Genomic DNA, 22,938 nt, shown 5'->3' with positions numbered 1-22,938 from the left:
CTAATGATGTGCAGCGGCCTCCTTTGCTTGCAGGTACAATACCCGGAAATGATGGCCTCCGCGAAATGCCAGGACCCTTTTCTCCAGCTTCAGAAATTTTTCGGTGTTCTTTTCAGTTCACCTTTTTACCCCTAACTGTACTCTTAAATCCATTTTTGAGAATAGGGGTCTGCTCTATAATACACAATATAGACTAACCGGAATGGTTATGTGTGGCAAGCCAGGCACATTGCTCCCACCCTATAAATACAAGAAGAGGTGCTTCCATGTTAAAAACACTCGGCAGAAAATGGCGTGAGAAAATAGAATTCGGAATTTTCACGCTTCCTGTTCTGATCTGTATCGCTGTAGCATTCTACATTCCTTTTGCCATGACCATCCGTTATTCGATGACCAAATGGAACGGGATATCCAAACATCCCAAATTTGTCGGACTGGATAACTTCAAGCAGATCTTCACGGGAGATACCAACTTCTCCGATTCAGCGTGGTTCACCATCAAATATGCGGTGCTCTACATCATACTTGTTAATGTGCTGGCCATCCTGCTGGCCGTGCTTCTGGACATGAAGCTGAAGACGACTTCCTGGCTGAGAGCGGCGTTCTTTATCCCTTATATCCTCAGTCTTGTTATCGTCGGCTTCATCTGGAAATTCATCTTCATGCAAGGCTTCAACTCCCTCGGAGAAAGTACAGGCTGGGACATATTCGGCCTAAGCTGGCTAGGGACGCCTGGACTGGCCTTCATTTCGATCTTAGGAGTCTCCATATGGCAATCGGTCGGCTTCTATCTAGTCATCTATATTGCCGGTCTGCAATCTGTACCTGAAGACCTGAAGGAAGCAGCCACCGTGGACGGTGCCGGACCGCTGAGAAGATTCTTCAGCATCACCCTGCCGCTGCTCGCTCCATCTATCACCATTTCAGTATTCATGGCCCTGACCAACTCGATCAAGGTGTTCGACGTTATCCTGTCGCTGACCGGCGGCGGCCCTGGCGGAACTACCTACAGTATCGCTTATGATATTTACCGGGATACCTTCCAGAACAATCTGTACGGATATGGTACGGCAAAAGCGCTCATCCTCTTCCTGGCTGTGCTTGTCGTGACAATCATCCAGCTTACGTTCTTCAAGAGAAGAGAGGTTGAGGCATAATGAAAACAAACAACAGCAAAGCGGGCAAGATCATTCTGGAAGTTGTTCTGGTCCTCCTATCTCTTTTGTTCTTGTATCCGCTGTTCCTGACCGTAATCAACTCTCTGAAAAGCTTCAGTGAGGTCATGACTGACGTTATTGCCCTGCCGAAGAAGCTGACCTTCAGCAACTACTCCTATGTGTGGGAGTTCATCAATTATCCAAGATTGTTCCTGAACAATTTCATTATTACCGGCGTCGGCCTGCTGGGAATCGTGTTCATTTCATCCATTGCGGCTTATAAGCTTGCACGGACGAAATCCAAATGGAGCGGAGTGATCTACTTCCTCTGCATTATGCCGATGCTCATTCCGTTCCAGTCGATCATGCTGACCGTACTGCAGACTGCCAAGAACCTGAACCTGTCCGAAAGCACTTGGGGACTGGGTCTGCTGTACTGGGGCTTCGGAGCTCCGCTGGCCGTATTCATCTATCACGGCTTCGTCAAAGGCATTCCGCTGGAAATCGATGAAAGCGCCACGATCGACGGGGCTTCCGGCTTCCGCCTGTTCTTCAGTGTAATCTTCCCGCTGCTGAAATCGGTAACGACGACCATCGTCATCATCGACGTCATGTGGATCTGGAATGACTTCCTGCTTCCGCTGCTTATGGTCAACGGCTCTCCGGATACGAAGACACTTACACTTGCAGCTTATACATTCGTGGGCCAATACACTTCGGACTGGCAATATGCGATGACGGCCATGGTAATGGCTGTACTGCCGTCCATCGTCGTATTCATCTTCCTGCAGAAGTATATTGTTAAAGGCGTTGTCGCCGGGGCAGTGAAGGGCTGATTTCAATACAGTGTTACACTTCATATGACAAAAAAGAGCATGTGATTAGCCATTAGGCTAGGGTCACATGCTCTTTATATTATTGAGGTCAAAGATCCTCTGTAACTGTACCATCTGCCGCTACGACAGCATTGAACGACAGCTTGTTCATTCGCTTGATGGTCTCCTGATTATAGGCGTTGCCCATAAAATTCGGCTGTCCGCCGATAATCTTAACCGGCGTAATTTTGCCGGTTACACCACTATCGCTGATTGTGAAGTTGACCAGCATCGAATGCAGGGTCTTCTCTCCGCCGCGCGTAGAACGGTTGAATACAAAATTACCGAGCGAATAGTAGATCGGCTTATGCTTGTAATATTCGATCCCCATCAGGTTGTGGCTGTGCGCACCAAGGATAATATCCGCGCCGCAGTCGATCATTTGCTTGGCCAGCGTCCGGGCGTAGTCCTCCGGATAGTCCTTGAACTCCTGGTTCCAATGGATATACACAATGGTATAATCATTGTCCTTAGCTGACTTCTTAATCGCACCCATCAGCGGCTCCGCAGTGTAGGCTGAAGCAGCTCCGGGATTGTTTTTCCCGGCATACCAGGAGGTGCCGGATAACACGCGGCTTGTGCCCAGCACAGCTATCCGTTTGCCTTTGACAGTCTTAATATACGGTTTAAAGGCTTCCTCAATATTGTTGCCTGCACCTGTATGGCCAATCTTGTGCCGGTCCAGATGCACCAACGTATCCAGCATGGCATTCTGCCCGTAATCCAGGATATGATTGTTGGCCACGGTCACGCCATCAATTCCCGCATAGCTGAGTCCACCCAATGTTTCCGGCTTGGAGCGGAAGGCAAAGGTCTTCTCGGCCGCCTTCCCTCTGACCGATACCGGTGTCTCCAGATTCGCAAACGCAAGATCAGCTTTCTGCAGGACCGGTGCCACTTTGGTGAATGGAAAATGAACCCCGTATTTTGCAATCTGCTCGCCCACAAAACCGTCCAGCAGAATATCTCCGGCAAAAGCAAGTGTGATGTTCTCCTGCGCCGCTGCCCCTTTGCTAAATACAGCAGAAGAGGGTACAAGCAGGCATAATATAACTGTAATGATTGCCAATCTTTTCAATACTCTAGCCCCTTTTTATAAGATATTGTTCTACTATACTGAAAGCAGATTCTTAAAAGAAGGGTATAAAGTCCTGCTAGATTTGCGCTTTTTTGAGCACAGCTCTGAAACAGTTCAGTCCGCCCCACAAATCTGTACGCACAGCATCCTCAGGAAGATTGAAATCTGTCTCCCCCCAATACTGGAATCCGGACTGCAGCAGCACGTCGTTCATCAGCGGCAGATTGACTGTAGGATAATCAAAGGTCAGTACCAGCAGGCCCTCTCCGTTCAGCGTTCTGTGGAACTCCTGCACCGCACGCACAGAATCCTCCAGCGACAGATGCTCCAGTACCGAGATGCAAAAAATCGTATCAAAGCTCTCATCGTCATACGGCAGCTTGGTGAGATCGGCCTGGGCCAGATGTAGATTTGTTGTCCGTCTCGCCTCCACCTGCCGTGCCGCTTCGGCTCCGATATCACCGGCAATGTTCTGGAGGATCGCTTCCCTTGACAGGATGCGGGCATCAAGATCACAGGCATAGACCTCGTCGCTGAATCCGGCGAGATAGAACTTCAGCGGATGGGAAATGCCGCAAGCGGCATCCAGCACCACATCATGGGGCGAAATAAAGTTTGTACACCACTCGTATTCATAAGGGCGGCTCCACCAGGATTCCGGCAGATCGTAAATCAGCTTCTCACGGCGTGCATCGGAATTTACAAAAAAACGGGAGACATACGGATGTGTCGGCATGGCCAGGACTCCTTTTAAGGGGATTTCGGTAGTGAGAGTATATTCAAGATTCCCCGTTTCATGCCACGCCCTCACATCAGCACGTATAAGCAACAAAATTCCCCACAAAAAGACGGTGATCCTTATTAGGAATCACCGTCTTTTTGAGCTTATGTGCAGCCTATGAGCTTAAGCTTAGACGTAATAAGAAAGCAGCTTGGGATCGATGCCATGTTTGCTGATCAGATTGTCCACCATCTTCGACCATTCCTGGTCCATCAAGCACAGCTTAGGATGACGCTCAAACCACGCTACCGAGAGCTTCACTCCTTCTGCGAACGGAACTGTAGCCTTATAATCCGGCACAAGCCGTTTGATTTTACTGTTGTCGAACACACTGCTTACCGCCTGGTCCCCGATCAGGCCATCCGCTGTGCCCGCCGGTGTATGGGCTGCGATGAAATCCGTGGAGATATGCACAACCTTCGGCTCTCTGCCTGCAGCCTCCCCAATGGCAGCATAAATCTGATTCCAGCTCAGCACTTCATCAGAAGTGATATGGACAGCCTCTCCAATGGCTTCAGCATGTCCCAGCAGGCCGACAAACCCTTTGGCAAAATCGGTATTGTGGGTCAGCGTCCAAAGTGAGGTTCCGTCCCCATGAATCACGAGGGGCTGGCCTTTGCGGATGCGCTCTACCAGTGACCAGGGATGCTGCCAGCTCGTCAAAGCTGCAGGAATCGCTGTAACGCCATAAGTATGCGACGGACGGACAATCGTAACCGGGAAGCCGTTGCTGCGATGGGCTTCCAGCAGCAGTTCCTCACAGGCGATTTTATCGCGTGAATACTGCCAGTATGGATTGACAAGCGGCGTCTCTTCCGTGATCCGGTAATGCCGCTGCGGCTTCTGGTAAGCCGATGCCGAGCTGATAAAGATATATTGCTTCGTCCTGCCGGTGAACAGTTCGATGTCGAGCTGCACCTGCTCAGGAGTGAACGCGATCCAGTCTACCACAGCATCAAATTCATACCCCTTCAGCACTTCACGGGCTTCCGCCCCCTTGCGGATATCTCCCTGGATCACCTTCGCACCTTCCGGCACGAATTCGCCCCGCTCTCCGCGATTAAACAGATACAGCTCTATCCCGCGCTGAACAGCCAGTCTGGAGACGGCCTCGCTGATTAATCCTGTCCCTCCGATAAATAGTACCTTCATCTCTGTCTGCTCCTTTCTTTAGCCCAGAATCTCTTCAATCTTGCTCACAATATCCCCGGAGAGCTCTATGCCTGAGGCCAGAACATTCTCCTCGACCTGCTCCGGACGGCTTGCACCGACCAGCGCGCTTGCCACATTAGGCTGACGCAGAATCCAGGCCAGTGCCAAATTGCCGACAGAAATGTCCAGTTCAGCCGCAACACCCTCAAGCTGACGCACTTTGACAATCTTCTCATCCGTTATCCCTTTGCGCATCCAGTCCAGCTTAGCTGCCCGGCTGTCCTCAGGAATATCAGAGACGGAGCTGTATTTACCCGTCAGCAGACCTTGGGCAAGCGGGGAAAAGACAACTTGTCCGATTCCTTTGCGCTGGCCTAGCGGAATGATTTCTTTCTCAATATAACGTTCGAACATATTATAAATAGGCTGGTTAACAACGATATGATCCAGCAGGTAACGGTCGGCGACCGCGAGTGCTTCCGCCATTTGCGCTGCCGTCCATTCACTTACACCCACATAGAGCACCTTGCCCTGACGGACCAGATCATCCAGTGTCCGCAGTGTTTCTTCAATAGGAGTTTCCGGATCATAGCGGTGGCAGTACATAATGTCCACATATTCAGCCCCAAGCCGTTTCAGACTGGCATGGCACTGCTCGGTAATATGCTTGCGGGACAATCCGCGGTCATTGGGCCCCTCCCCCATAACGCCGAAAACCTTGGTCGCCAGAACATAGGACTCGCGGGGAAATCCGCGTAAAGTTTCGCCCAGCACTTTCTCCGCCGCTCCTTTTTCATATACATTGGCCGTATCAAAAAAATTAATACCCAATCCGTAAGCGGTTTCAATGGCTTTAACGGCATTCTCACGTTCCACGTAACCGCCGTAAGTCAGCCAGCTTCCCAAGCTGATTTCACTGACCTTAAGCCCTGTTCCACCCAATCTGCGATACTTCATTTCACACTGCTCCTCTCCATAGATCCGGCTCTAATGGCTCCGGTTGTTTTGTACACAACTTTTATTTTAGATCAGTTCACCTGTAAATTCCATCCTATTTGAATAAAATAGAAATCGTATGGTAAAATTTAAAGGTCTATTTTACCAATTTGCTAAGGGAGCATCCGGCAATCCCTGCCGGGTCATCCGTGAAATTATAGAAGCAGACCGGGATAAATACCGGCGGGAATAGCCGTTAGAGTCCATTTGGTGTTGAGATCTTAAGACAGCAGTCCTGGTGAGGGCTGCTTTTTTCTTTGGCTCACTGGACAATTGCAAAAACTCAGGGTATGTTATTTATAATACTTTTAATAACCAATATCGAAAGTGTCAAAGGTATGGAGGATGCACCCAATGAATCAGATCGCAAACAATTCCATTCGCGTCAAAAGGATCAATCAGGAGCTGATCAAGGAAGCCTTAAAAGCGATGAAGCAAGGCACAAAGGCTGCGGTAGCCAGCGTTACAGGATTAAGTATAGCGACCTGCGGAAACATCCTCAATGAGCTGGTCGAAACCGGCGAGGTTATTGAAACCGAGCTGGAAGCTTCCAGCGGAGGACGTCCGGCAAGGCGTTTCCTGTACAATGCCGATTTCTCCTATATTGCCTGCATCTATGCCAAAACGGAGGACGGCTCGTTATCCTTAACTTTTGCGGTAACGAATTCAACCGGTGAACTTGTGGAACAGGGTCTGCTGGAACCCGAGCTTATCGACGCGGCAAGCTTTGATCATCTGGTCGCAACGCTCACACAGAAATATAACAATATTAAGGCCGTTGGCATCGGTATTCCGGGTCTTGTTCATCAAGGTGTTATTAATATTTGTGACATCCATTCGTTAATCAATGTTCCGCTGGAATCACTGCTTAAGGAGAAGTACAACGTCGAGGTCACTGTAGAAAATGATATGAATCTCACCGCCTACGGATTCTACAACAAACAGTCCTATGATGAAGACAAAACCATCGTGGTGCTGACCTTTATCCGCGGCAGCTTTCCGGGCTCGGGGATTATAATCGACGGACATATTCACAAGGGAAATACCCGGTTTGCTGGCGAAGTTTCTTTTTTGCCCTTTGGAATTTCCCGGGAAGAGCAGTTCATCCGCTTAGGTGGAGATGATACCTTTCTCCCTTTGGCAGTGCATGCTGTAGCTTCCTTGACCGCGGTTATTAATCCGAGGACCATTGCACTTACAGGAGAGCAATTCAGACAAGAAGATGTGCAGCAGATTCTGGAAAGCTGCCTGGAGATCATCCCCGCAGAACATATGCCTCAGCTTATCCTGCTGGATGATCCTGATGATGATTACATGAACGGCCTTATTGCCATCACACTCGACAGCATGACGTACTCTTTACAGCTTATTGAGAAACGCCGGTAATTCTGGCGGCAATCTTGCAGTAAAGATAATAAAGAACACTTCAGGAGGCCGAAATCATGGCGACAAACAAAGTAAACATGCTAGCGGGCAAGCTGTACCTTGCCGGAGGCGGGGAATTAGCCCGAGACCATAAGAAATCCAGAATGCTCACCCGTTTGTTCAACAACAGTACAGAAGAACAGTTAGGATATAGAGTGGAATTGATCAAGGAATTATTCCGTTCTACAGGGGAATCCTTGCATATTGAGCCCCCTTTCCGCTGCGATTATGGCTGCAACATCACAATCGGCAATAACTTTTATGCAAATTATGACTGCATCATCATTGACGTGGCACCCGTAACCATAGGCAGCAATGTGTTATTTGGTCCAAGGGTAGGTGTATATACTGCCGGCCACCCCATTGATGCGGAAGTCCGCAATACTATGCTCGAATTTGGCAAACCGATTACTATTGGAAACAACGTATGGGTCGGCGCAAATACAGTAATAAATCCCGGTGTCAACATCGGCAACAACGTGATCATCGGTTCCGGGGCCGTAGTCACCAAGGATATTCCCGATAATGTTATTGCTGTAGGCAACCCCTGCAAAGTGCTTAGAACCATTACCGATGAAGACAAACAGCATTGGGAAACTCTCAAAAACGAATATTATAGAGACATTGAGATTGATTAATAAGCAGCATCAGAATCCGCCGATTTGGCGGATTTTTTTATATTATGCCTAGAGTGTGTCTTCAAACCGCTTCACCCGCCATCAAAACCTGCTGCTGTATGCCCTAAGTACCCTTTTCTGATCACACGCGGAGAATGCCGTTTCGTCACAGCCAATCCCAAAATAAAAGAATTATAATAGTGATTCCGCTCTTCTTCCGAAGGCGTGAGTGCGTCCGTATCCGGAAAGTGTATTCCTGGCTCTGAGCATAAACGGACCGGGTTGCCCCTATTTGGGCATTTTTTCCTGTAACAGTAGGACAACGGACTCCAGCACAGTTATTCCTCCCTGATGGCCGTTTTTAGATAGAATGCAGAACAGATAAGGTGTCGTCTGGGTCCGCAAAAGAGAATAAGCAGGGGTTTTTCTCTCCATAGCGTCTCCTGAGTCCGTCACGAGAAACGAACCTGCTGCGGGCTTTTTTAGGGACCCTACTTTCAATACTATTATCCCTGCTTCCCCAGAGCTCTTTCAGTTTGAAACACACTCTAGTAATTTCTTTCGCAAATTCAGAAATTAATAGTTTCTAAAAACCACTTGCTTTAAAAAAGTAATATGCTATAATAAACACACATAAGTTATTAGAAACTAAAACTAACAAATATCTCAGGAGGTAATTCAAATGACAAAGTTGAACATCGGTATTATACTAGGCAGCACTCGTCAAGGGCGGGTAAGTCCGCAAGTAGGTGAATGGGTAAAAGGAATCGCAGACGCTCGCGGAGATGCCAACTATGAAATCGTAGACATTGCTGATTTCAAATTGCCGCTGCTTGGTGAAAGTGATGATTACGCACCCGCTCAGGCTTGGGGAGCAAAGCTTGCCACACTCGACGGATTCGTATTCATTGCCCAGGAATATAATCACAGCCTTACGGGAGCACTCAAGAATGCACTGGATTCTGCCCGTGATGAATGGAATAATAAAGCTGCAGGTATCGTAAGTTATGGTTCTGCAGGCGGTGTACGCGCCGCTGAACACCTGCGTGGAATTCTCGGTGAACTGCAGGTTGCGGATGTCCGGGTACACCCGCTGTTGTCCTTGTTTACAGACTTCGAGAACGGTACAGTCTTCAAACCGGCTGATCTGCATACCGCAAATGTAAACGCGATGCTTGATCAAGTGCTGGCCTGGAGCGGAGCGCTAAAGACATTGCGTCAATAATAGAGGAACGGTATATCGGGCCACTTCACACCGTGAAGTGGCTTTTTTGCGTTATTCCCTTTCTCCTCTCCTCATCTCCTGGTGCCCAGCGCTAAAGCTTTAAAAGATCATGAGCCTTGGACCGCCCTCCGGCTAACCGCACGAATATCGACGCTGCCGCCAAAAATACAGCTACACCCGCAATGATCATAAAAAAAGAGTGGTCAAAAGCAGTACGGCTCGCCTCTTTCAATGCTTCAGACCATTTTAGGCAAGTTTCCTATGGTCAATTAATCAAGCGCATACTAAAGGTTTTAACAATTCCGACAACCTAATAAAACCATGATTCAAACAGGCTGTTAACGGGCCTATAGATCAGCATGACCAGAAGGAGCGGGCTTGGTACTTTGATTCTGTACAAGAAGCAGACGGTCGCACCAATGCCCATGATCCAGAGCATGCCCCAGACCAGCAAATCCCGGGTCTTGCTTCCCTGCTTTAGCAAAGGCACATCGACAGCTATACAGACAGCCGCAATAGCCAGAAATAACAGCAGCAACATTTCGCTCACTCCTTGACATCGTCAATAAAAGATTTGTCTGTAATACCGATCCGGTTAATCGTCATGGTGGCTTTGTAATGGACAGGCAGCGATTTCAGGTAATTATCCCCCTTTGTCTGCTGCAGCCTGGCCCAAGCTTTAGGATTGGCACGGTAGATCATCTGCCCAAAGCCCATGATATCCACATTGTAGCGCTCGTTAATTTGCTTGACGGCAGTTTCCATCCGCAGAATTATCCGCTCTTCCGATTTCCTTTCCAGTTGTCTAATCACACTCTCTGCCTCCATGTTATCCTTGCTATGGACTTCTTGCACATTGCACTCCGCCTTTACATGAATATAAATATGCGGTTCGCCGCCGACCATCTTCATTTTCCGTTTAGTGGTTGTCCGTATCGCTTCAATAACAATAGGCCGGCCGTCGTCCCCTATTAAATTACCTGAGGTTTTGACAACGTTATCGGTGATGTAATTGTAGCCGCTTGTCTCTTCATCACTTAACCACCCGACCATCCTGTCTTTCTTAAATACAGCTAAGCTACGGTATTTCAAACTGGCTTTAGGTACGCTCTGTTCCAGATTGCTCATCTTGTCGCCTTCGCTGGCATTGCCAACCACCTCCACTCCGGTCAACACCGGGTTAATTCCTACATAGAGCAGATCATCAACGAACTTGTTAAGGGAGACAGCAGTTGTTTTGGCTGATATCTTGTAGGATTTGTCCAGGGAACTAAACAATTTATTCGCCGGTATTTTATCAAGCGGGGTGAGAACCTTCAGCGCTTCTTCCGCTGTGGTCCCTTTCGCGACCATGACGTAATAATCATTTCGCGGCTCCCGGCTCCGCTTCAGTACATCAAGTATCTCAGCGATACCTGCCCGGGCTAGCTCTTCTCCGATCACCAGTACGCGGATATGCCCTTTGTAGGCGGTTCTCGAACTGATGAGAGTATATTGCCGGTCCGATTCATAGATCGTGGGCACTGTGAAGCTGGATACAACCACTGGTACCCCGCCGCCGCTTGTTCCTCCAGCTGTCTGTGAAGAAATCGAAGAAGGAATAACCACCTGCATCGTGACCCTGTAGCCGGATTCTGCCTTATCCAGTCCCATTCCCAGAATAAAGGCTATTTCATTTAATTCCTTTCTTTCCCAGCAACCGCTAAGCAGCAGGGGAATGAGAAGGGCAAGCAGCAGCCGAAGGACTTTACTTTTTATTGGGCTCATAAATCGGTTCCTTCCCTTTGGAAGTGTCTTGACGATTTAGATTCTGTACTTTCATGTTAGCCGGCCTTGTCTTTAAAAGCGGCCAAGGAAATCGGAAGATCGAATCCTTCAGATCTTTCGATTCGTATGGTCCGATCGGACTCATATAAGGCATGCCGAATGAACGAAGGCTTGCCAAATGCAGCACAATCAAAAACACGCCAAACAATATCCCGTACAATCCTATAAAACCAGCCAGCACGATAAATACAAAACGAATCATTCTTGCAGCAATAGCCATGCCCGACTCCGGTATGACAAAGCTGGAAATGGCCGTAATGGATACAATAATAACCATCGCCGATGAGATAAAACCCGCCGCAACGGCCGCCTGGCCAATGACCAGCGTACCGACGATAGAGATGGCCTGCCCTATATTTTTCGGTATTCTCACGCCCGCTTCCCGGAGAATCTCATACGTCAATTCCATAAGCAGCGCCTCTACGAATGCCGGAACCGGGACGCTCTCCCGTTGTGCGGCAAGGCTTATGACCAGACTGGTAGGGATCATCTCCTGATGATACGTAGTAACCGCCACGTAAAAAGAGGGGGCAAGCATCGTAATAAAAAAAGAAAGAAAGCGAACAAACCGCAGCAAGGTGCCAATATCGGACCGCTGATAATAATCTTCGGCAGATTGGAAAAAGGAGACAAAAAAGCAAGGCACCAGCAGGACAAACGGCGTTCCGTCCACAAGAATCGCCACTTTCCCTTCCAGAATTCCCGCCGCGATGGTATCCGGCCGGTCAGTGTTATAGATCGTCGGGAAAGGCGTGGCAGTCTTATCCTGAATAAATTCCTCGATATATCCGCTCTCCAGAATGCTGTCTGTATCTATTTGGTCCAGTCGGCGCTTTACCTCCAGCACCAAGTCAGGGCTTGCGAGATTAGTGAGATACATAATGGACACGCTGGTCTGCGTCACCTTGCCGATCTGGAAGGTTTCGAGCCACAGGTGACTGTCTTTTATTTTTCTTCGGATCAATGACGTGTTCGTTCTCATATTCTCTGTGAACGCCTCCATCGGCCCCCTCACAACCGATTGCGAGCTGGGTTCACTTACATTCCGGTCATCCCACCCGGGAAGCCCGATCCGCAGGGCACTAGATATTCCGTCCACCAGCACCATCACATTGCCCGACATCAGCTGATACGCAAATTGACTTAAATCATCAGTAACAGATAGATCTCCTGCGATTAGGATACGTTTCTGCAGAAGCTCAAACTTCTGTCCGGCATCAAGATCCCGCAGCAGCTCCGGGGCACAGCCTTCCTGAAGGGAAAAAAGAATAGAGTTATGCAGCACCTGCGTGTCTACAAGACCATCTATATAGATCACTGCAATTTGCGTACATGGATCCAGCTGTAATTCTTTGATTATCAGATCGGTGCTTTTCCCGAGCAATTGGGATAGCTGCTTCTGATTATCCTCTAGCCGGTGTGACAATGGGCTCCTAAGGATATCTTCCATAAAGTAACCTCCGTTTATCGTGAACAAACTGTCCTTAGTATGATGCGGAATTTGATAATTATCCCGTCCGTTTCCACCTCTATTATGTTTAGGATGCATAATTATGGAAGGATATTGCATGCTAAGGAAAATAATATTGAAACGCTTAAGAGGGCTTGCAGCAGATACGGAGGAATCACATGAGACTTGAAAAGGACCAGATCAGTACAGCTCAAATGATAGTACTCGGGCTTTTCACTCTTATTGGGGACATGGCGCTTGTATATCCTTCGATAATGACAGCAGGAGCTCACGAAGATGCGTGGATCGCCGGCCTCATTAGTATTCCCTTGGGTCTCGCAACCCTAAAGCTGATGATAACTACAGCCAATATTGATCCTAATAAAACAATTATCGAGCTTTCACAACAAATTTTAGGAAAATGGGTGGGTGGAGCGGTAGCTCTGAGTTATTTAATCTTTTTTCTCATTGCTGCCTCTACCTATGTCAGGGAAATTGAAGATTTTATGTGCACACAGGTTTACGAGGCGACCCCCGGGGGAGTTATCCGTTTCATGGCCATTTTTCTGCTGGTGTATGGCTTAAGACTGGGTCTGGAAACCCTGGGACGGGCGGCCCAGATTTTCCTCCCTTTCTTTACGGTTTTTCTGATCGGTCTGCTCGCTCTGCTGATTCCCGATATGCGTATAGAGCAGATCTATCCGATTATGAATACACCGTTTCCTGACTTGCTGCACACGGTCTTTTTCGGGGTATTTTATCCGTTTGGGGAATTATGCGTATTTTTAATGGTGTATCCCTATGCCAAAAAACAAAGCAATACAAGCCGGGATATATTCATCGCCCTGGTCATCGGAGGGGTTGGACTGAACCTTATTTTGTTTCTTTCCCTGACGGTGTTGGGCGCTTATTTCTCCGAGCACAACTTCTATGCAGCCTATATTCTTGCCCAAAGGATCAACATCGGCAATTTTCTGCAGCGGCTTGAGGCATTAATGGCTACCACATGGATTATTAGCACCTATTTCAAAACAGCGCTTTACTTCTACGCCTTTGTCTTAGGGACCGCCCAGCTGCTGAAGCTGAAATCATACCGTCCCCTAATTTTTCCGGTGGCATTTTTGCTTTACGGGCTGACCCATCTGATTGCAAAAGATATTATTTTCTACGTCAAAGAAGTCCCCGCCTACTGGGTAGACTGGGACTTCACTTATTCCATCGTATTCCCGCTAATGCTGCTCATTGTCTATCACATCAAAAAACGCATCTGAACTTACGCCCGTCCCGTACTGTAGCTCTCCTCCGGCCCAAGGCAGGTATAGGGCAGCGTACGAACCCTTACGGGACCCCAGAATTTCCGCATAACTGGATGCATGAGGCTGCTTCGGGACAGGACAGCTTCAAGCTGACGATAACAAGCAAAAACCTTATTCTGGTATACAAGAATTCAGGCAGTCCCGAATTTGGAAAAGCGGACATTCTCGTCGATGGCAAACTGGTTATCACTGCTGATCCGCATGAGAACAACTGGACACATTGCAACCCGGTTATCCTGTACCAGAATGAGCTTAACTTGGAGCATGTGATAGAAATAAGAATGTCCGCTGGTGATGAGGACAAATGCTTCACGATCCTGGGCTTCGGCTATAACGTATAAGAGCTGAATATCTGTACAACCCATCAAGACAAATATCAAAAAGAATCAAACAACCCGAATAAGGCGCTGTTTGATTCTTTTTGATAGTCCTCGTACAAATCAGCCAGCGGGCCATTACCACTCAATAAGAAACGGCCTTAACCGTGGCATCAATCAAGTCGTTGCTGCTCATTTTCAATGTATGCAATAAACCGCTTGGCAGTTGGAGAAATATGACGATCCTCTCTCCACTTTAAGCCTATTTCCCAATACCAGCCCTCATCAGTAATCGGAATCCACACAAGTTCATCCAACATCAAGCCCATAGTCTTAGGCAGGACAGATACACCGAGATTTGACTTAATAAATCCGGCTACTGTGATTAAGTCCTCGGCTTCATACGCCGAATCAAGGACAAAACCAGTATGTTGGAAACGTGACATAATCGTCGCTTTTAATCCGCAGTTATTCTTCAAACCAATGAATGGTTCGCCCGACAGCTCTGCCAAACTCAAAGCCGGACGATTCGCTAAATGATGCTGGGAGGATACAACAATAAACAATGGTATATTTTGCATAACCACCCATTTATGATTGTCTAAAGTAGATTCCTTCGAGGTAATCATAAGATCCGAGTGGCCTTGTTCCAAATGATCATCTATATCTCCAAGATTTCCTTGTGTCAATTCAAAGCGGACTTTGGGATAGTCTAATTGGTAACTTCGGACTAAATGGGGAATTAAGTCAACGCCAAGAATATTGAGATAGGATAAAGTAATAACCCCCGTATCCGGATTAGACCATTCTCGATTTCTTTTACGCCGTTTTCAATATTTTGCAATGCTTTGCCGACCCATCTAGAGAACATTGCGCCATTACGGTTCAGCTTCACATTTCGCCCATTGCGCTCAAACAAGGGAGCGCCGATTTCGTTCTCAAGTTTGGCAATCGCATGACTTAGCGCTGGCTGGGTAATGCCGAGTGCCTTTGAAGCCATCGTCATGTGTTCTAACCGTGCAACAGTCATAAAGTACTCTAATTGTGTAAGCTCCATAACATGACCTTCTTTATATTAATATTATTCATAAGTTTTATGAATATAATAAATTGGACGTTATAAAAGAGTCAAGTGTAATATTATATCCAGCTCCTCTTGAACATTACATAAAGGTTTAAGGGACAGAGCGCTGAACACACAAATTCAGTTATTCATAATAAGGAGGTAAAGATATGAGTAGATCATTTGAGTACTCGGCCACAGAATTTAAAGGCAAGAAAGTGCTTGTAACGGGCGGAACAAAAGGAATGGGACAAGCTGTTGTGAATAGACTTGCAAGCAGCGGAGCAACAGTCCTGACAACGGCCCGTTCCGTTTCTGCTGACATGGCACATTCGGTTAAATTCGTTCAAGCTGATCTTGTGTCACCTGAAGGGGTAGAGCAAGTGATTACAGCAGTGAAAGAACAGCTTGGCGGTATCGATATTATTGTCCATTGTGTAGGCGGATCAACTACTCCGCCAGGTGGCGCTCTTGTTCTTAGCGATGACGATTGGCTGCAGGCCTTAAATTGGAATCTTCTGGCTGCAGTCCGGCTTGATCGCGGCCTTATTCCATTAATGCTGGGAAATAAATCAGGTGTTATTCTTCATTTCACCTCAATCCAAAGAAGGTTGCCCCTTTATGAAACTACATTAGCTTATGCAGCAGCTAAAGCTGCTCTCGCTAATTACAGCAAGGGACTTTCTAATGAATTTTCTCCCCGTGGCATTCGGATTAATTCATTGTCTCCTGGTTTTATTCAAACTGAGGCAGCAGATGCGTTAATTAATCGGATGCAAACTACAACAGGAAGCAGAGAAAGTGCGCTCCAGCACCTTATGGATTCGCTCGGAGGTATTCCAATTGGCCGGCCGGGATTACCTGAAGAAGTCGCTGAGCTGGTTGCATTTTTGGTTTCTGACCGTGCAGCATCTATTACAGGAAGCGAATATGTCATTGATGGCGGTACCATTCCGACAGTTTAATTGTTCAAACTAAATCCCTGCTGCGATCAGTACATTTATTGATGCATCAAATAAGCTCGATCTGGAATCATTTGTAAATTTATTTTCAGAAGATGCCGTTGTGTTGGATGAAGGAAAAAAACGGATTGGCCAAAAAGCGATTAAAAAATGGAGTGATCAATTTTTGGAGCAAACGTAACGTTAGAGCCAAAAGCAGTAAAAGAAAATAAGGATGAGGTTGTTGTAACATGCAAGTTGGATGGAACTTATGACAAAACAGGTTTACCCGATCCGTTATTGCTGGAATATCACTTCAGCATTGTAGATGATAAAATTGTGAGCTTATCCATTCTCTAAGATTGGCGATGTCTTCATAGAGGCCGGCCAGCGGATCGCCCTGATACAACCAACAAAACGAGCAGCCCGGCTTGGGCTGCTCGTTTTGTTCAGCTTGTTTACATAAGCCTTAGTCGTTTTAATCCACAATAACCATTTTCGCCCCATATGCTATGAGAAATTGAACTGCTTCTTATGGTGCAAGGACCTTATCCAAGAGACGGATGATCATCACTACTGATTCGGCGCGGGAAGCAGCTTCGTTCGGTTTGAACGCTCCGTTGCCTTTACCCGATATGATACCTGCATTAGCAAAGGCATTGATTTGCTCTGCTGCCCAGTTCGTAGAGACGTCGGAAAATTGCGTCGATGTGCTAGTAACATAGTTCGTAAGACGAGCCAGCATAGTCACAATCTCCGCACGGGTTATCTCCTGCTTGGGATGGAACGAACCATCGGCGTAGCCCATAATCACTCCATTAGCTTGAAGCGCAACAATCGCTTCCGAAGCCCAATGCCCTTGCGTATCGGAGAACCCGGTCCCCCCCGAAGCTGTCACACCAAAGGCTTCTACAAGCATTGCAGCAAACTCAGCGCGTGTTACTTTGGCGTCAGGACGGTATGAACCATCCGCATAGCCAGTTACAATCCCCATCAGGACCGCGCGTTCAACGAACGCTGCACTCCACAGAGCTGCAGGTACGTCCGGGAATTTAACAACAGAAGCTGTTCGCTCTTTCGCCACGATAGCTTTAACCTTATCAATGTTTACTCTATCGTTGAACACAGGTTTCGCTCCGGTTGGCTTCGCAGGCTCGGCAGTTACAGCTGGTGTCGGCGTCGGTGTCTGTATCGGTGTTACTGTCGGCATTGATGTTGATGTTGGTGTCGGTGTTGCTGCCGGTGTCGTGCCTCCATTGTTGTTGCCTGTGGCCGCCGCTACCGAAACCGAAATCTCCTTCTTGATTCCCCCAAAAGATACTACGATTGAGGCCGTTCCTGTGCCAGCTGCTGTCACTACCCCTGTTTCACTCACAGTAGCCACAGAAGTCGCACTCGATACATAATTCGCATCCAAGGTCTTAAGGGCAGTAGAAAGATCCGAATACTTCGCCGTCACCGACAAGGCTTGCGTTTGACCTGCTTTCAAAGAGAGCGAAGCAGGGGTTACAGCCAGATCAACTAAGGTCAGAATTGGAACCTCAGTAACCACAATTGGAATCGCAATTGATTTGCCGCCGAACGAAGCCGTGATCGTTACCCCTTCACCCGCTGCAACGCCCGTAATAACACCCTCACCCGATACCGTGGCAATGGCAGGGTCCGAAGTCGTCCAAATGACCTGATCCGTTACAACTGTATTCACTGCATTGTCATATACTGCCGTGATAACAGAAGCAGCAGTCTGACCCGCTTGCAATGTGTGAGTGCCTGGATCGGCTGTCAGCTTAAGCAGAACAGGAACCGTACCTTCGGCCTGAACGGTTACAGAAATATTGACTGGCGACATGTTGCCGTAACCCGCCTGGATTGTAGCCCCGCCAATTCCAACAGCGTGAATGATGCCTTTGGCATCTACCGTAGCTACACTCTCATTCGAAGAAATCCATGTTGCTTGATTCGTGACATCGGCAACGGAGTTATCGCTATAGGTAGCGGTAAGTACAGTCCCGCGCTCGTCACCGACATTTAACGTCAGTTGGGCCGGTGATACTGCTACGGAAGTCACCTTTAGCTCATCCTTCTTCTCAATCGTGTAGTTGTCGATCAATTCTTCGCTTTCCGTAGTACGGGCTTGAATTATAATTTTATCATGGCTAACTTGAATTGCAGAGTATACCGGAACATCATCGTCAAACATGAAATTCAGATACTCATATTTTGTTCCATCGTAGAACTTCCAGCCAGATGCGCCTCCGTCCAAATAGACAGTCCCCTGCTCTCCGTTAAACAATGGCTTCCCTTCGCTCATTGGATAGGTGCGCGCGTACACGTGGTCGTGGCCTTCCAGCACCAAGTCTACTTTCAATTCTTCCAAAATAGGGGCAAAATATGTTTGTGTATATTCGATCATATTGCCGCGTCCATCTTCGGTATGATAAGCAGGTTTATGGAACATAACAATCTTCCATTTTTTATTGCTTTTCTGAATATCCTCACGAAGCCATGCTGCTTGCTTGTCCATGGTTACTTCGTCTGCTTCGGAGTTCAGCACAATGAAATGCACCTCACCTGAATCGAACGAATAGGCATACTCCTTCTGGATATCAGGCCCATTATTTGGAAGATCTAATCCCTTGGCAAAAATATCTTTGCCTTCCCTTTTAACATCATGATTCCCCATTGTGTAACTAGAAGGAATAGAGGATGCGTAGATCGATGAAGCTTCCCAGAACTGGTTCCACTCATTCAAGACCGACCCATCGTCAACCATATCGCCGCCATGCATAATGAACTGGGTGTCCGGATAATGAGTTAAAGCATTGCTGATCAATTGTTGATAAATTGCAAGCCCATTATCACCTTTAGTATGCGAATCGGTTACAAATACAAAAGAAACGGGATGATCCGGTACTGCCTCCAATGTCTTGTAATCGTACCATGTGCTCCAATGTCCTTCATAGCCGACTCTGTAATGATAATCCGTACCTGACTCGAGGCCAGTAACCAATGATTTATGGAACTTAATTTCGCCCAGAGGCCCACCTGCGACTTCATGAATGACCTCCACATCAGAAAGCGCAAGCTGCTCTATCGCTTTTTCTGGTGCATTAGTCAAGTCACTATTAACCAAATCGCTATCTTTCACATATTGGATAGATGTTTCTTGAACTCTAGGTGCCGTCTGCCACCCTACACTCATCATCGTACGCATATCTTCAGTAACAAAGGTTTGTACATATTTGGGATTGTCTCCACCAAACTGAGAAACAACGGTCATGCTGATACTCTCGCTGGTACCGCCATCCTTGACCGCTTGCACTTTCCAGGTGCCAATTGCAAGGTTAGCTAGTGACGTATGGATCTCCCCCTTGGCATCCGTCAAGCCCAACCCTTCGGTAAGATCCTTCTGCTGTACATCAGCGGATGGTATGTAACCGGTCTTGGTTCCATCCGGCAGATACACTTTTACGAATCCGGATGTATTTCCTGTTGCGGCGAAAAATTGCCCGTTTTTCTCTGCGGCCAGCAACACTGCGGACGAACTATCAGCGCTCGTATATATAGTGGAACCCTCAGCTGTTACGGTCACATAAGTCTGAGGGCCGCTTACATCGGTAAAATCGATCTCCGCTCCTTCTACCGGATCTCCTGCGTGAGTTGTAACGGTGATTATATTCTGTGTTTGCAGGCCTGATCCCTTAACTTTCACAGTGTACGGAAACCCGATCGTATAATTAACCGGTGAGGCAAAGGAATTCACCGAAGTGCCGCCTCCATACCCAAAACCGCCACCCAACATGGCAATATGCTTATACTTCTCGCCACGTTCCATCTTAGCGGATCTACTCACGTCGAAATCGATGATTGCCAGAGCATCTGCATGGTCCCCTTGCAGTGCCTCTGCACTAAATTCAACATAACCGCCTGCATTATCGATGGTAGTCTGCACATTGCTTAAATCGGAACGTGCGTTAATAGCATTCGCTTGCAGTGTCTCCGGATCGAACTTGATCTTAGCATGCACGCGCTTGGCTTCGCCTACATCCTTTGCCTTGAGCTTCAACCGGTAGGTCTCGTTGCTGACAGCTTCCGTTGGAGCTTCTAATGTAAACATGGCGCCATGCTCAATATTAAAAGAATAGTCTGCTGCTGCCGGATTGCCGGCCAGATCTTTAACCTCTGCCAGCACTTGATGATAGCCGCCGCCCAGCGGTACATCCGGGTGATAGGTTATCACCTTATTATTCAGATCATATGCATAGGCCGACGGTGCAACAGACTGGCCATCCACAGTTAACCGGATCGAGTCTGGATCGATACCCGACTTAGTATCATCCGCTGACAGGATAATATCGGAGACGGGGGCGTTCAAGATTTGATTGGGAGTGGGTGTAGTTGGACTTAATACGGGGACATCCATATCTTCACCAACCGGTTCATCATATATGAGCCTTACGTCATCAATCCAAATCGAGCCTTTATTCTTTTTGCTCATTTGTCTTTCTTTCATCTGGAAGTAGAACGCCAGGGTGCCCGGCAGCGTCAAATCAGCCCCTATTTCAGCCTCTACATACTTCCAGCCGCTCCAGTCTATACCTATCTCTTCACTTCTAATCTCATACGTTTTAGATTTTCCAGTGGCTGAAACGTAGAACTTAGAGGTTAGACCATGTCCTTCGTTATTGGCGTATACCCACATCCCGATTTTTTTGGGAACTCTGTTTGTTAACGCCAACTGCGTTGCAGGCCCTACCGCAACTTGGGATGGATTATCTGTTACGCCAATGAAATCATAATCAATCCGCAAGGACTTTACCCCGTTACGAACGTATTTCGGATTCGTTTCAAGTGCCATACTGCCGCTATAAATGCGCGCACTGTCAAAGGTTAAGTCAGCTAAGCTAACCTTTTCGAAATCTTCTGCCATGACGATACCGCTAGGCTCCGCTGAATCCCCATAGACGGTCGATGACAATGAAAGGGAGGGCGGGATGAGCGGGAGCAGAACCGCCATTGCCAATACGCCGCTCAATACTCTCCTTACAAATGGATGATGATACCTCACTAACTTTCACGCTCCTTGTTGTCTGTTCTTGTTAACTTCTAATCCTTTTTTTAAATAAAATTTTAAAGGATAAGTTATTACAGCATAACGCTGAAACATGTTCGTGAGATCATCGCAATGTAAGCAAGAAAAATTATTGAGGTTATCAAAACTCTTTTTGAATACCCTAATACCGGCTTGTTGCATAGTTAAACCCTTCAATTGGGCATGAACCGGTCCCGCCCGTGCTTTCTCCTTGGCGCTGATGTCATTGTCGAAGATAGTTTTCTATGAAAATCCTCATCCAATAATATTATTTCTGCTTTTTTGCTGACAGCCTGCTTTCCAAGCTTAACATCAGCGTATGGCAGCCAACCATCATACCAGGTTCATTTCGGCTATGACAGGTTCCGCGATCTATAGCGCTGCGCATTACTGGTTTATAAGCGGAGAACAAGATCGAACCGATCTACTTGTAGCTACTGTCCGCTCCTACGTTATGAACGGTTTAAGGCTCTGATCGAAACTGCATTGAACTGTTACCAGAAGAAAAAGAGCCGCAGATACTTCTCTGGGCTCTTCTCTATCATTCTGAATAATTACCTCATGTATACATCTTACTAAAACACCCGCTTCTTCTCCCGCTCATCAATCAATATCTGCACCGATTCCTTAAATCTTAGCGCATGCACAATCTCCCGCTCGCGCAGGAACTTCAGACTGTCCTGCAGGTCGACGTCATCGGTCATGTCAATTAGCCATTGGTATGTAGCCCGGGCTTTCTCCTCAGCGGCAATGTCTTCATAGAGGTCAGCCAGCGGATCGCCTTTGGCTTGGATATAGGCCGCGGTGAACGGAACACCCGCGGAGTTCTGATAGAACAGCGCATGATCACGCTGCGCGTAGTTAGGACCAAGACCCGCAGCCTCCAGCTCCTGCACAGATGCATCCTTGGTCAGCTTGTAGATCATGGTGGCAATCATCTCCAGATGAGCAAACTCCTCCGTTGAAATGTCCGTGAGTACGCCGATAACCTTATCGGGAATCGCATATCTCTGATTCATATAACGAAGTGCTGCCGCCAGCTCCCCGTCCGCCCCTCCATATTGCTCCATCAAATACCGCGCCATCCGCACATCGCATTTGCCGACACGTACCGGGTACTGCAGTTTTTTTTCATATATCCACATTCGGGAATGAACCCTCCTTATAGTTTTATTCGCCTAGCCGCTTCGCCGGGATCAGCGTACCGCTATACCTGCCAAGGCCAAGGACTCTGGCTCCATTCCCACGGACATTTGGAGTAGGCGCGGCCAAAGTTCTGCAGCGGGCCGTACAGCTCCTGAAATTGATTGGCCAGCCGGGTGCGCTCCTGGGTCAGCTGATTGAACTGTTCAATCGCTCTTAAGTCCTCCGGATGGGTATCCAGATACAGGTTAAGCTCCACCAGGGCAAAATCCAGAACCTGCAGCTGCTCCAGCATTTCATAGTAACGGGGCTCGCAAGGATTTGCTTCCATCGTCCTAAATTCCTCCTTTGCCGGCTTTGGATTCATACGGGCTGAACAACGCGGGCCAAAGTGTACCCGCCCTTAGTGCTTCAGGTAACGGAAACTGCGGCAATCCCGGGGGCTGAAAGGCAATAAATTGGTTAGGCGGCACAACATACGTT

At 47.7% G+C, this 22,938-nt stretch carries 22 protein-coding genes; 9 read left to right on the top strand and 13 right to left on the bottom strand.

Features of this window, described 5'->3' with window-relative positions; translation table 11 throughout:
* Positions 1–266 precede the first annotated feature (266 nt).
* The gene (locus tag NST99_RS10020) at positions 267–1,157 is read left to right on the top strand and encodes a carbohydrate ABC transporter permease (protein ID WP_341091393.1); all 891 of its coding nucleotides are present in this window, start codon (positions 267–269) and stop codon (positions 1,155–1,157) included.
* Complete coding sequence (locus NST99_RS10015; protein WP_341091392.1) at positions 1,157–1,993, top strand: carbohydrate ABC transporter permease; 837 nt, start codon at positions 1,157–1,159, stop codon at positions 1,991–1,993. The genes NST99_RS10020 and NST99_RS10015 overlap by 1 nt, the downstream gene beginning before the upstream one ends.
* 88 nt (positions 1,994–2,081) lie before the next feature.
* Here NST99_RS10015 and NST99_RS10010 read toward each other — a convergent pair whose 3' ends face one another.
* The 4 genes from NST99_RS10010 to NST99_RS09995 all read right to left on the bottom strand — a co-directional run bounded on the left by NST99_RS10010 (position 2,082) and on the right by NST99_RS09995 (position 6,000).
* Positions 2,082–3,110 carry a CapA family protein gene (locus NST99_RS10010; protein ID WP_341091391.1) on the bottom strand — a complete coding sequence of 343 codons (1,029 nt, stop codon included), beginning with the start codon at positions 3,108–3,110 and terminating at the stop codon, positions 2,082–2,084.
* A 76-nt stretch (positions 3,111–3,186) separates the two neighbouring features.
* Positions 3,187–3,846: a class I SAM-dependent methyltransferase gene (locus NST99_RS10005; RefSeq protein ID WP_341091390.1), complete on the bottom strand. Its 660-nt coding sequence runs from the start codon at positions 3,844–3,846 to the stop codon at positions 3,187–3,189.
* A 174-nt stretch (positions 3,847–4,020) separates the two neighbouring features.
* Positions 4,021–5,043, bottom strand: coding sequence for an SDR family oxidoreductase (locus NST99_RS10000; protein WP_341091388.1), 1,023 nt, complete (start codon positions 5,041–5,043; stop codon positions 4,021–4,023).
* A gap of 18 nt (positions 5,044–5,061) precedes the next feature.
* Entirely contained in the window at positions 5,062–6,000 is a 939-nt protein-coding gene (locus NST99_RS09995; protein WP_341091387.1) for an aldo/keto reductase family protein, read from the bottom strand.
* A 393-nt stretch (positions 6,001–6,393) separates the two neighbouring features.
* On the opposite strand from NST99_RS09995, the gene NST99_RS09990 reads away from it, so the two are divergent.
* The 3 genes from NST99_RS09990 (at position 6,394) to NST99_RS09980 (ending at position 9,306) form a co-directional block, all read left to right on the top strand.
* Positions 6,394–7,425, top strand: coding sequence for an ROK family protein (locus tag NST99_RS09990; RefSeq protein ID WP_341091386.1), 1,032 nt, complete (start codon positions 6,394–6,396; stop codon positions 7,423–7,425).
* A 56-nt stretch (positions 7,426–7,481) separates the two neighbouring features.
* Complete coding sequence (locus NST99_RS09985; RefSeq protein ID WP_341091385.1) at positions 7,482–8,102, top strand: sugar O-acetyltransferase; 621 nt, start codon at positions 7,482–7,484, stop codon at positions 8,100–8,102.
* A 661-nt stretch (positions 8,103–8,763) separates the two neighbouring features.
* The gene (locus tag NST99_RS09980; RefSeq protein ID WP_076113308.1) at positions 8,764–9,306 is read left to right on the top strand and encodes an NADPH-dependent FMN reductase; all 543 of its coding nucleotides are present in this window, start codon (positions 8,764–8,766) and stop codon (positions 9,304–9,306) included.
* A gap of 310 nt (positions 9,307–9,616) precedes the next feature.
* Here NST99_RS09980 and NST99_RS09975 read toward each other — a convergent pair whose 3' ends face one another.
* Genes NST99_RS09975 through NST99_RS09965 form a run of 3 tightly spaced genes read right to left on the bottom strand, consistent with a single transcriptional unit; the run spans position 9,617 to position 12,583 of the window.
* Complete coding sequence (locus tag NST99_RS09975; protein WP_341091384.1) at positions 9,617–9,847, bottom strand: hypothetical protein; 231 nt, start codon at positions 9,845–9,847, stop codon at positions 9,617–9,619.
* A 5-nt stretch (positions 9,848–9,852) separates the two neighbouring features.
* The gene (locus NST99_RS09970) at positions 9,853–11,073 is read right to left on the bottom strand and encodes a Ger(x)C family spore germination protein (RefSeq protein ID WP_341091383.1); all 1,221 of its coding nucleotides are present in this window, start codon (positions 11,071–11,073) and stop codon (positions 9,853–9,855) included.
* Positions 11,054–12,583 carry a spore germination protein gene (locus NST99_RS09965; RefSeq protein ID WP_341091382.1) on the bottom strand — a complete coding sequence of 510 codons (1,530 nt, stop codon included), beginning with the start codon at positions 12,581–12,583 and terminating at the stop codon, positions 11,054–11,056. Before NST99_RS09965 ends, NST99_RS09970 begins: the two co-directional genes overlap by 20 nt.
* A 179-nt stretch (positions 12,584–12,762) precedes the next feature.
* Between NST99_RS09965 and NST99_RS09960 the strand changes: the two genes are divergently transcribed.
* A complete protein-coding gene (locus NST99_RS09960; RefSeq protein ID WP_341091381.1) occupies positions 12,763–13,854 on the top strand; it encodes a GerAB/ArcD/ProY family transporter in 1,092 nt (363 codons plus the stop codon).
* Between the two features lie 98 nt (positions 13,855–13,952).
* The gene (locus NST99_RS09955; protein ID WP_341091379.1) at positions 13,953–14,240 is read left to right on the top strand and encodes a hypothetical protein; all 288 of its coding nucleotides are present in this window, start codon (positions 13,953–13,955) and stop codon (positions 14,238–14,240) included.
* 149 nt (positions 14,241–14,389) lie between these two features.
* Here NST99_RS09955 and NST99_RS09950 read toward each other — a convergent pair whose 3' ends face one another.
* Positions 14,390–14,959: a LysR substrate-binding domain-containing protein gene (locus NST99_RS09950; RefSeq protein ID WP_341097608.1), complete on the bottom strand. Its 570-nt coding sequence runs from the start codon at positions 14,957–14,959 to the stop codon at positions 14,390–14,392.
* On the bottom strand, positions 14,959–15,273 hold the full coding sequence (locus NST99_RS09945) for a LysR family transcriptional regulator (protein WP_341091378.1): 315 nt from the start codon (positions 15,271–15,273) through the stop codon (positions 14,959–14,961). Before NST99_RS09945 ends, NST99_RS09950 begins: the two co-directional genes overlap by 1 nt.
* A 176-nt stretch (positions 15,274–15,449) precedes the next feature.
* Here NST99_RS09945 and NST99_RS09940 point away from each other — a divergent pair, with 176 nt between their 5' ends.
* Both NST99_RS09940 and NST99_RS33670 read left to right on the top strand, forming a co-directional pair.
* Positions 15,450–16,244, top strand: coding sequence for an SDR family oxidoreductase (locus NST99_RS09940; protein ID WP_341091377.1), 795 nt, complete (start codon positions 15,450–15,452; stop codon positions 16,242–16,244).
* 13 nt (positions 16,245–16,257) lie between these two features.
* Positions 16,258–16,422 (top strand): SgcJ/EcaC family oxidoreductase, encoded by a 165-nt coding sequence (locus tag NST99_RS33670; protein WP_445745022.1) that lies wholly within the window; start codon positions 16,258–16,260, stop codon positions 16,420–16,422.
* A gap of 330 nt (positions 16,423–16,752) precedes the next feature.
* Here the strand turns inward: NST99_RS33670 and NST99_RS09935 are convergent, their stop codons facing one another.
* The 4 genes from NST99_RS09935 to NST99_RS09920 form a co-directional block, all read right to left on the bottom strand.
* Positions 16,753–21,288 (bottom strand): S-layer homology domain-containing protein, encoded by a 4,536-nt coding sequence (locus NST99_RS09935; RefSeq protein WP_341091376.1) that lies wholly within the window; start codon positions 21,286–21,288, stop codon positions 16,753–16,755.
* A gap of 599 nt (positions 21,289–21,887) precedes the next feature.
* The gene (locus NST99_RS09930) at positions 21,888–22,457 is read right to left on the bottom strand and encodes a manganese catalase family protein (RefSeq protein WP_341091374.1); all 570 of its coding nucleotides are present in this window, start codon (positions 22,455–22,457) and stop codon (positions 21,888–21,890) included.
* 62 nt (positions 22,458–22,519) lie between these two features.
* On the bottom strand, positions 22,520–22,786 hold the full coding sequence (locus NST99_RS09925; protein ID WP_038588588.1) for a spore coat protein CotJB: 267 nt from the start codon (positions 22,784–22,786) through the stop codon (positions 22,520–22,522).
* Between the two features lie 4 nt (positions 22,787–22,790).
* Positions 22,791–22,928: a spore coat associated protein CotJA gene (locus tag NST99_RS09920; RefSeq protein ID WP_341097607.1), complete on the bottom strand. Its 138-nt coding sequence runs from the start codon at positions 22,926–22,928 to the stop codon at positions 22,791–22,793.
* Between the last annotated feature and the right edge of the window lie 10 nt (positions 22,929–22,938).

The sequence above is a fragment of the Paenibacillus sp. FSL L8-0470 genome (assembly GCF_038008625.1).
Lineage (GTDB): Bacteria > Bacillota > Bacilli > Paenibacillales > Paenibacillaceae > Paenibacillus_AQ.
This window is presented reverse-complemented; position numbering and strand designations above follow the sequence as displayed.

Coding starts and splice junctions, on each gene's coding strand:
- NST99_RS10020 (WP_341091393.1), top strand. CDS start 267: ATGTTAAAAACACTCGGCAGAAAATGGCGTGAGAAAATAGAATTCGGA.
- NST99_RS10015 (WP_341091392.1), top strand. CDS start 1,157: ATGAAAACAAACAACAGCAAAGCGGGCAAGATCATTCTGGAAGTTGTT.
- NST99_RS10005 (WP_341091390.1), bottom strand. CDS start 3,846: ATGCCGACACATCCGTATGTCTCCCGTTTTTTTGTAAATTCCGATGCA.
- NST99_RS10000 (WP_341091388.1), bottom strand. CDS start 5,043: ATGAAGGTACTATTTATCGGAGGGACAGGATTAATCAGCGAGGCCGTC.
- NST99_RS09995 (WP_341091387.1), bottom strand. CDS start 6,000: ATGAAGTATCGCAGATTGGGTGGAACAGGGCTTAAGGTCAGTGAAATC.
- NST99_RS09990 (WP_341091386.1), top strand. CDS start 6,394: ATGAATCAGATCGCAAACAATTCCATTCGCGTCAAAAGGATCAATCAG.
- NST99_RS09985 (WP_341091385.1), top strand. CDS start 7,482: ATGGCGACAAACAAAGTAAACATGCTAGCGGGCAAGCTGTACCTTGCC.
- NST99_RS09980 (WP_076113308.1), top strand. CDS start 8,764: ATGACAAAGTTGAACATCGGTATTATACTAGGCAGCACTCGTCAAGGG.
- NST99_RS09975 (WP_341091384.1), bottom strand. CDS start 9,847: ATGTTGCTGCTGTTATTTCTGGCTATTGCGGCTGTCTGTATAGCTGTC.
- NST99_RS09970 (WP_341091383.1), bottom strand. CDS start 11,073: ATGAGCCCAATAAAAAGTAAAGTCCTTCGGCTGCTGCTTGCCCTTCTC.
- NST99_RS09965 (WP_341091382.1), bottom strand. CDS start 12,583: ATGGAAGATATCCTTAGGAGCCCATTGTCACACCGGCTAGAGGATAAT.
- NST99_RS09960 (WP_341091381.1), top strand. CDS start 12,763: ATGAGACTTGAAAAGGACCAGATCAGTACAGCTCAAATGATAGTACTC.
- NST99_RS09955 (WP_341091379.1), top strand. CDS start 13,953: ATGCATGAGGCTGCTTCGGGACAGGACAGCTTCAAGCTGACGATAACA.
- NST99_RS09945 (WP_341091378.1), bottom strand. CDS start 15,273: ATGGAGCTTACACAATTAGAGTACTTTATGACTGTTGCACGGTTAGAA.
- NST99_RS09940 (WP_341091377.1), top strand. CDS start 15,450: ATGAGTAGATCATTTGAGTACTCGGCCACAGAATTTAAAGGCAAGAAA.
- NST99_RS09930 (WP_341091374.1), bottom strand. CDS start 22,457: ATGTGGATATATGAAAAAAAACTGCAGTACCCGGTACGTGTCGGCAAA.
- NST99_RS09925 (WP_038588588.1), bottom strand. CDS start 22,786: ATGGAAGCAAATCCTTGCGAGCCCCGTTACTATGAAATGCTGGAGCAG.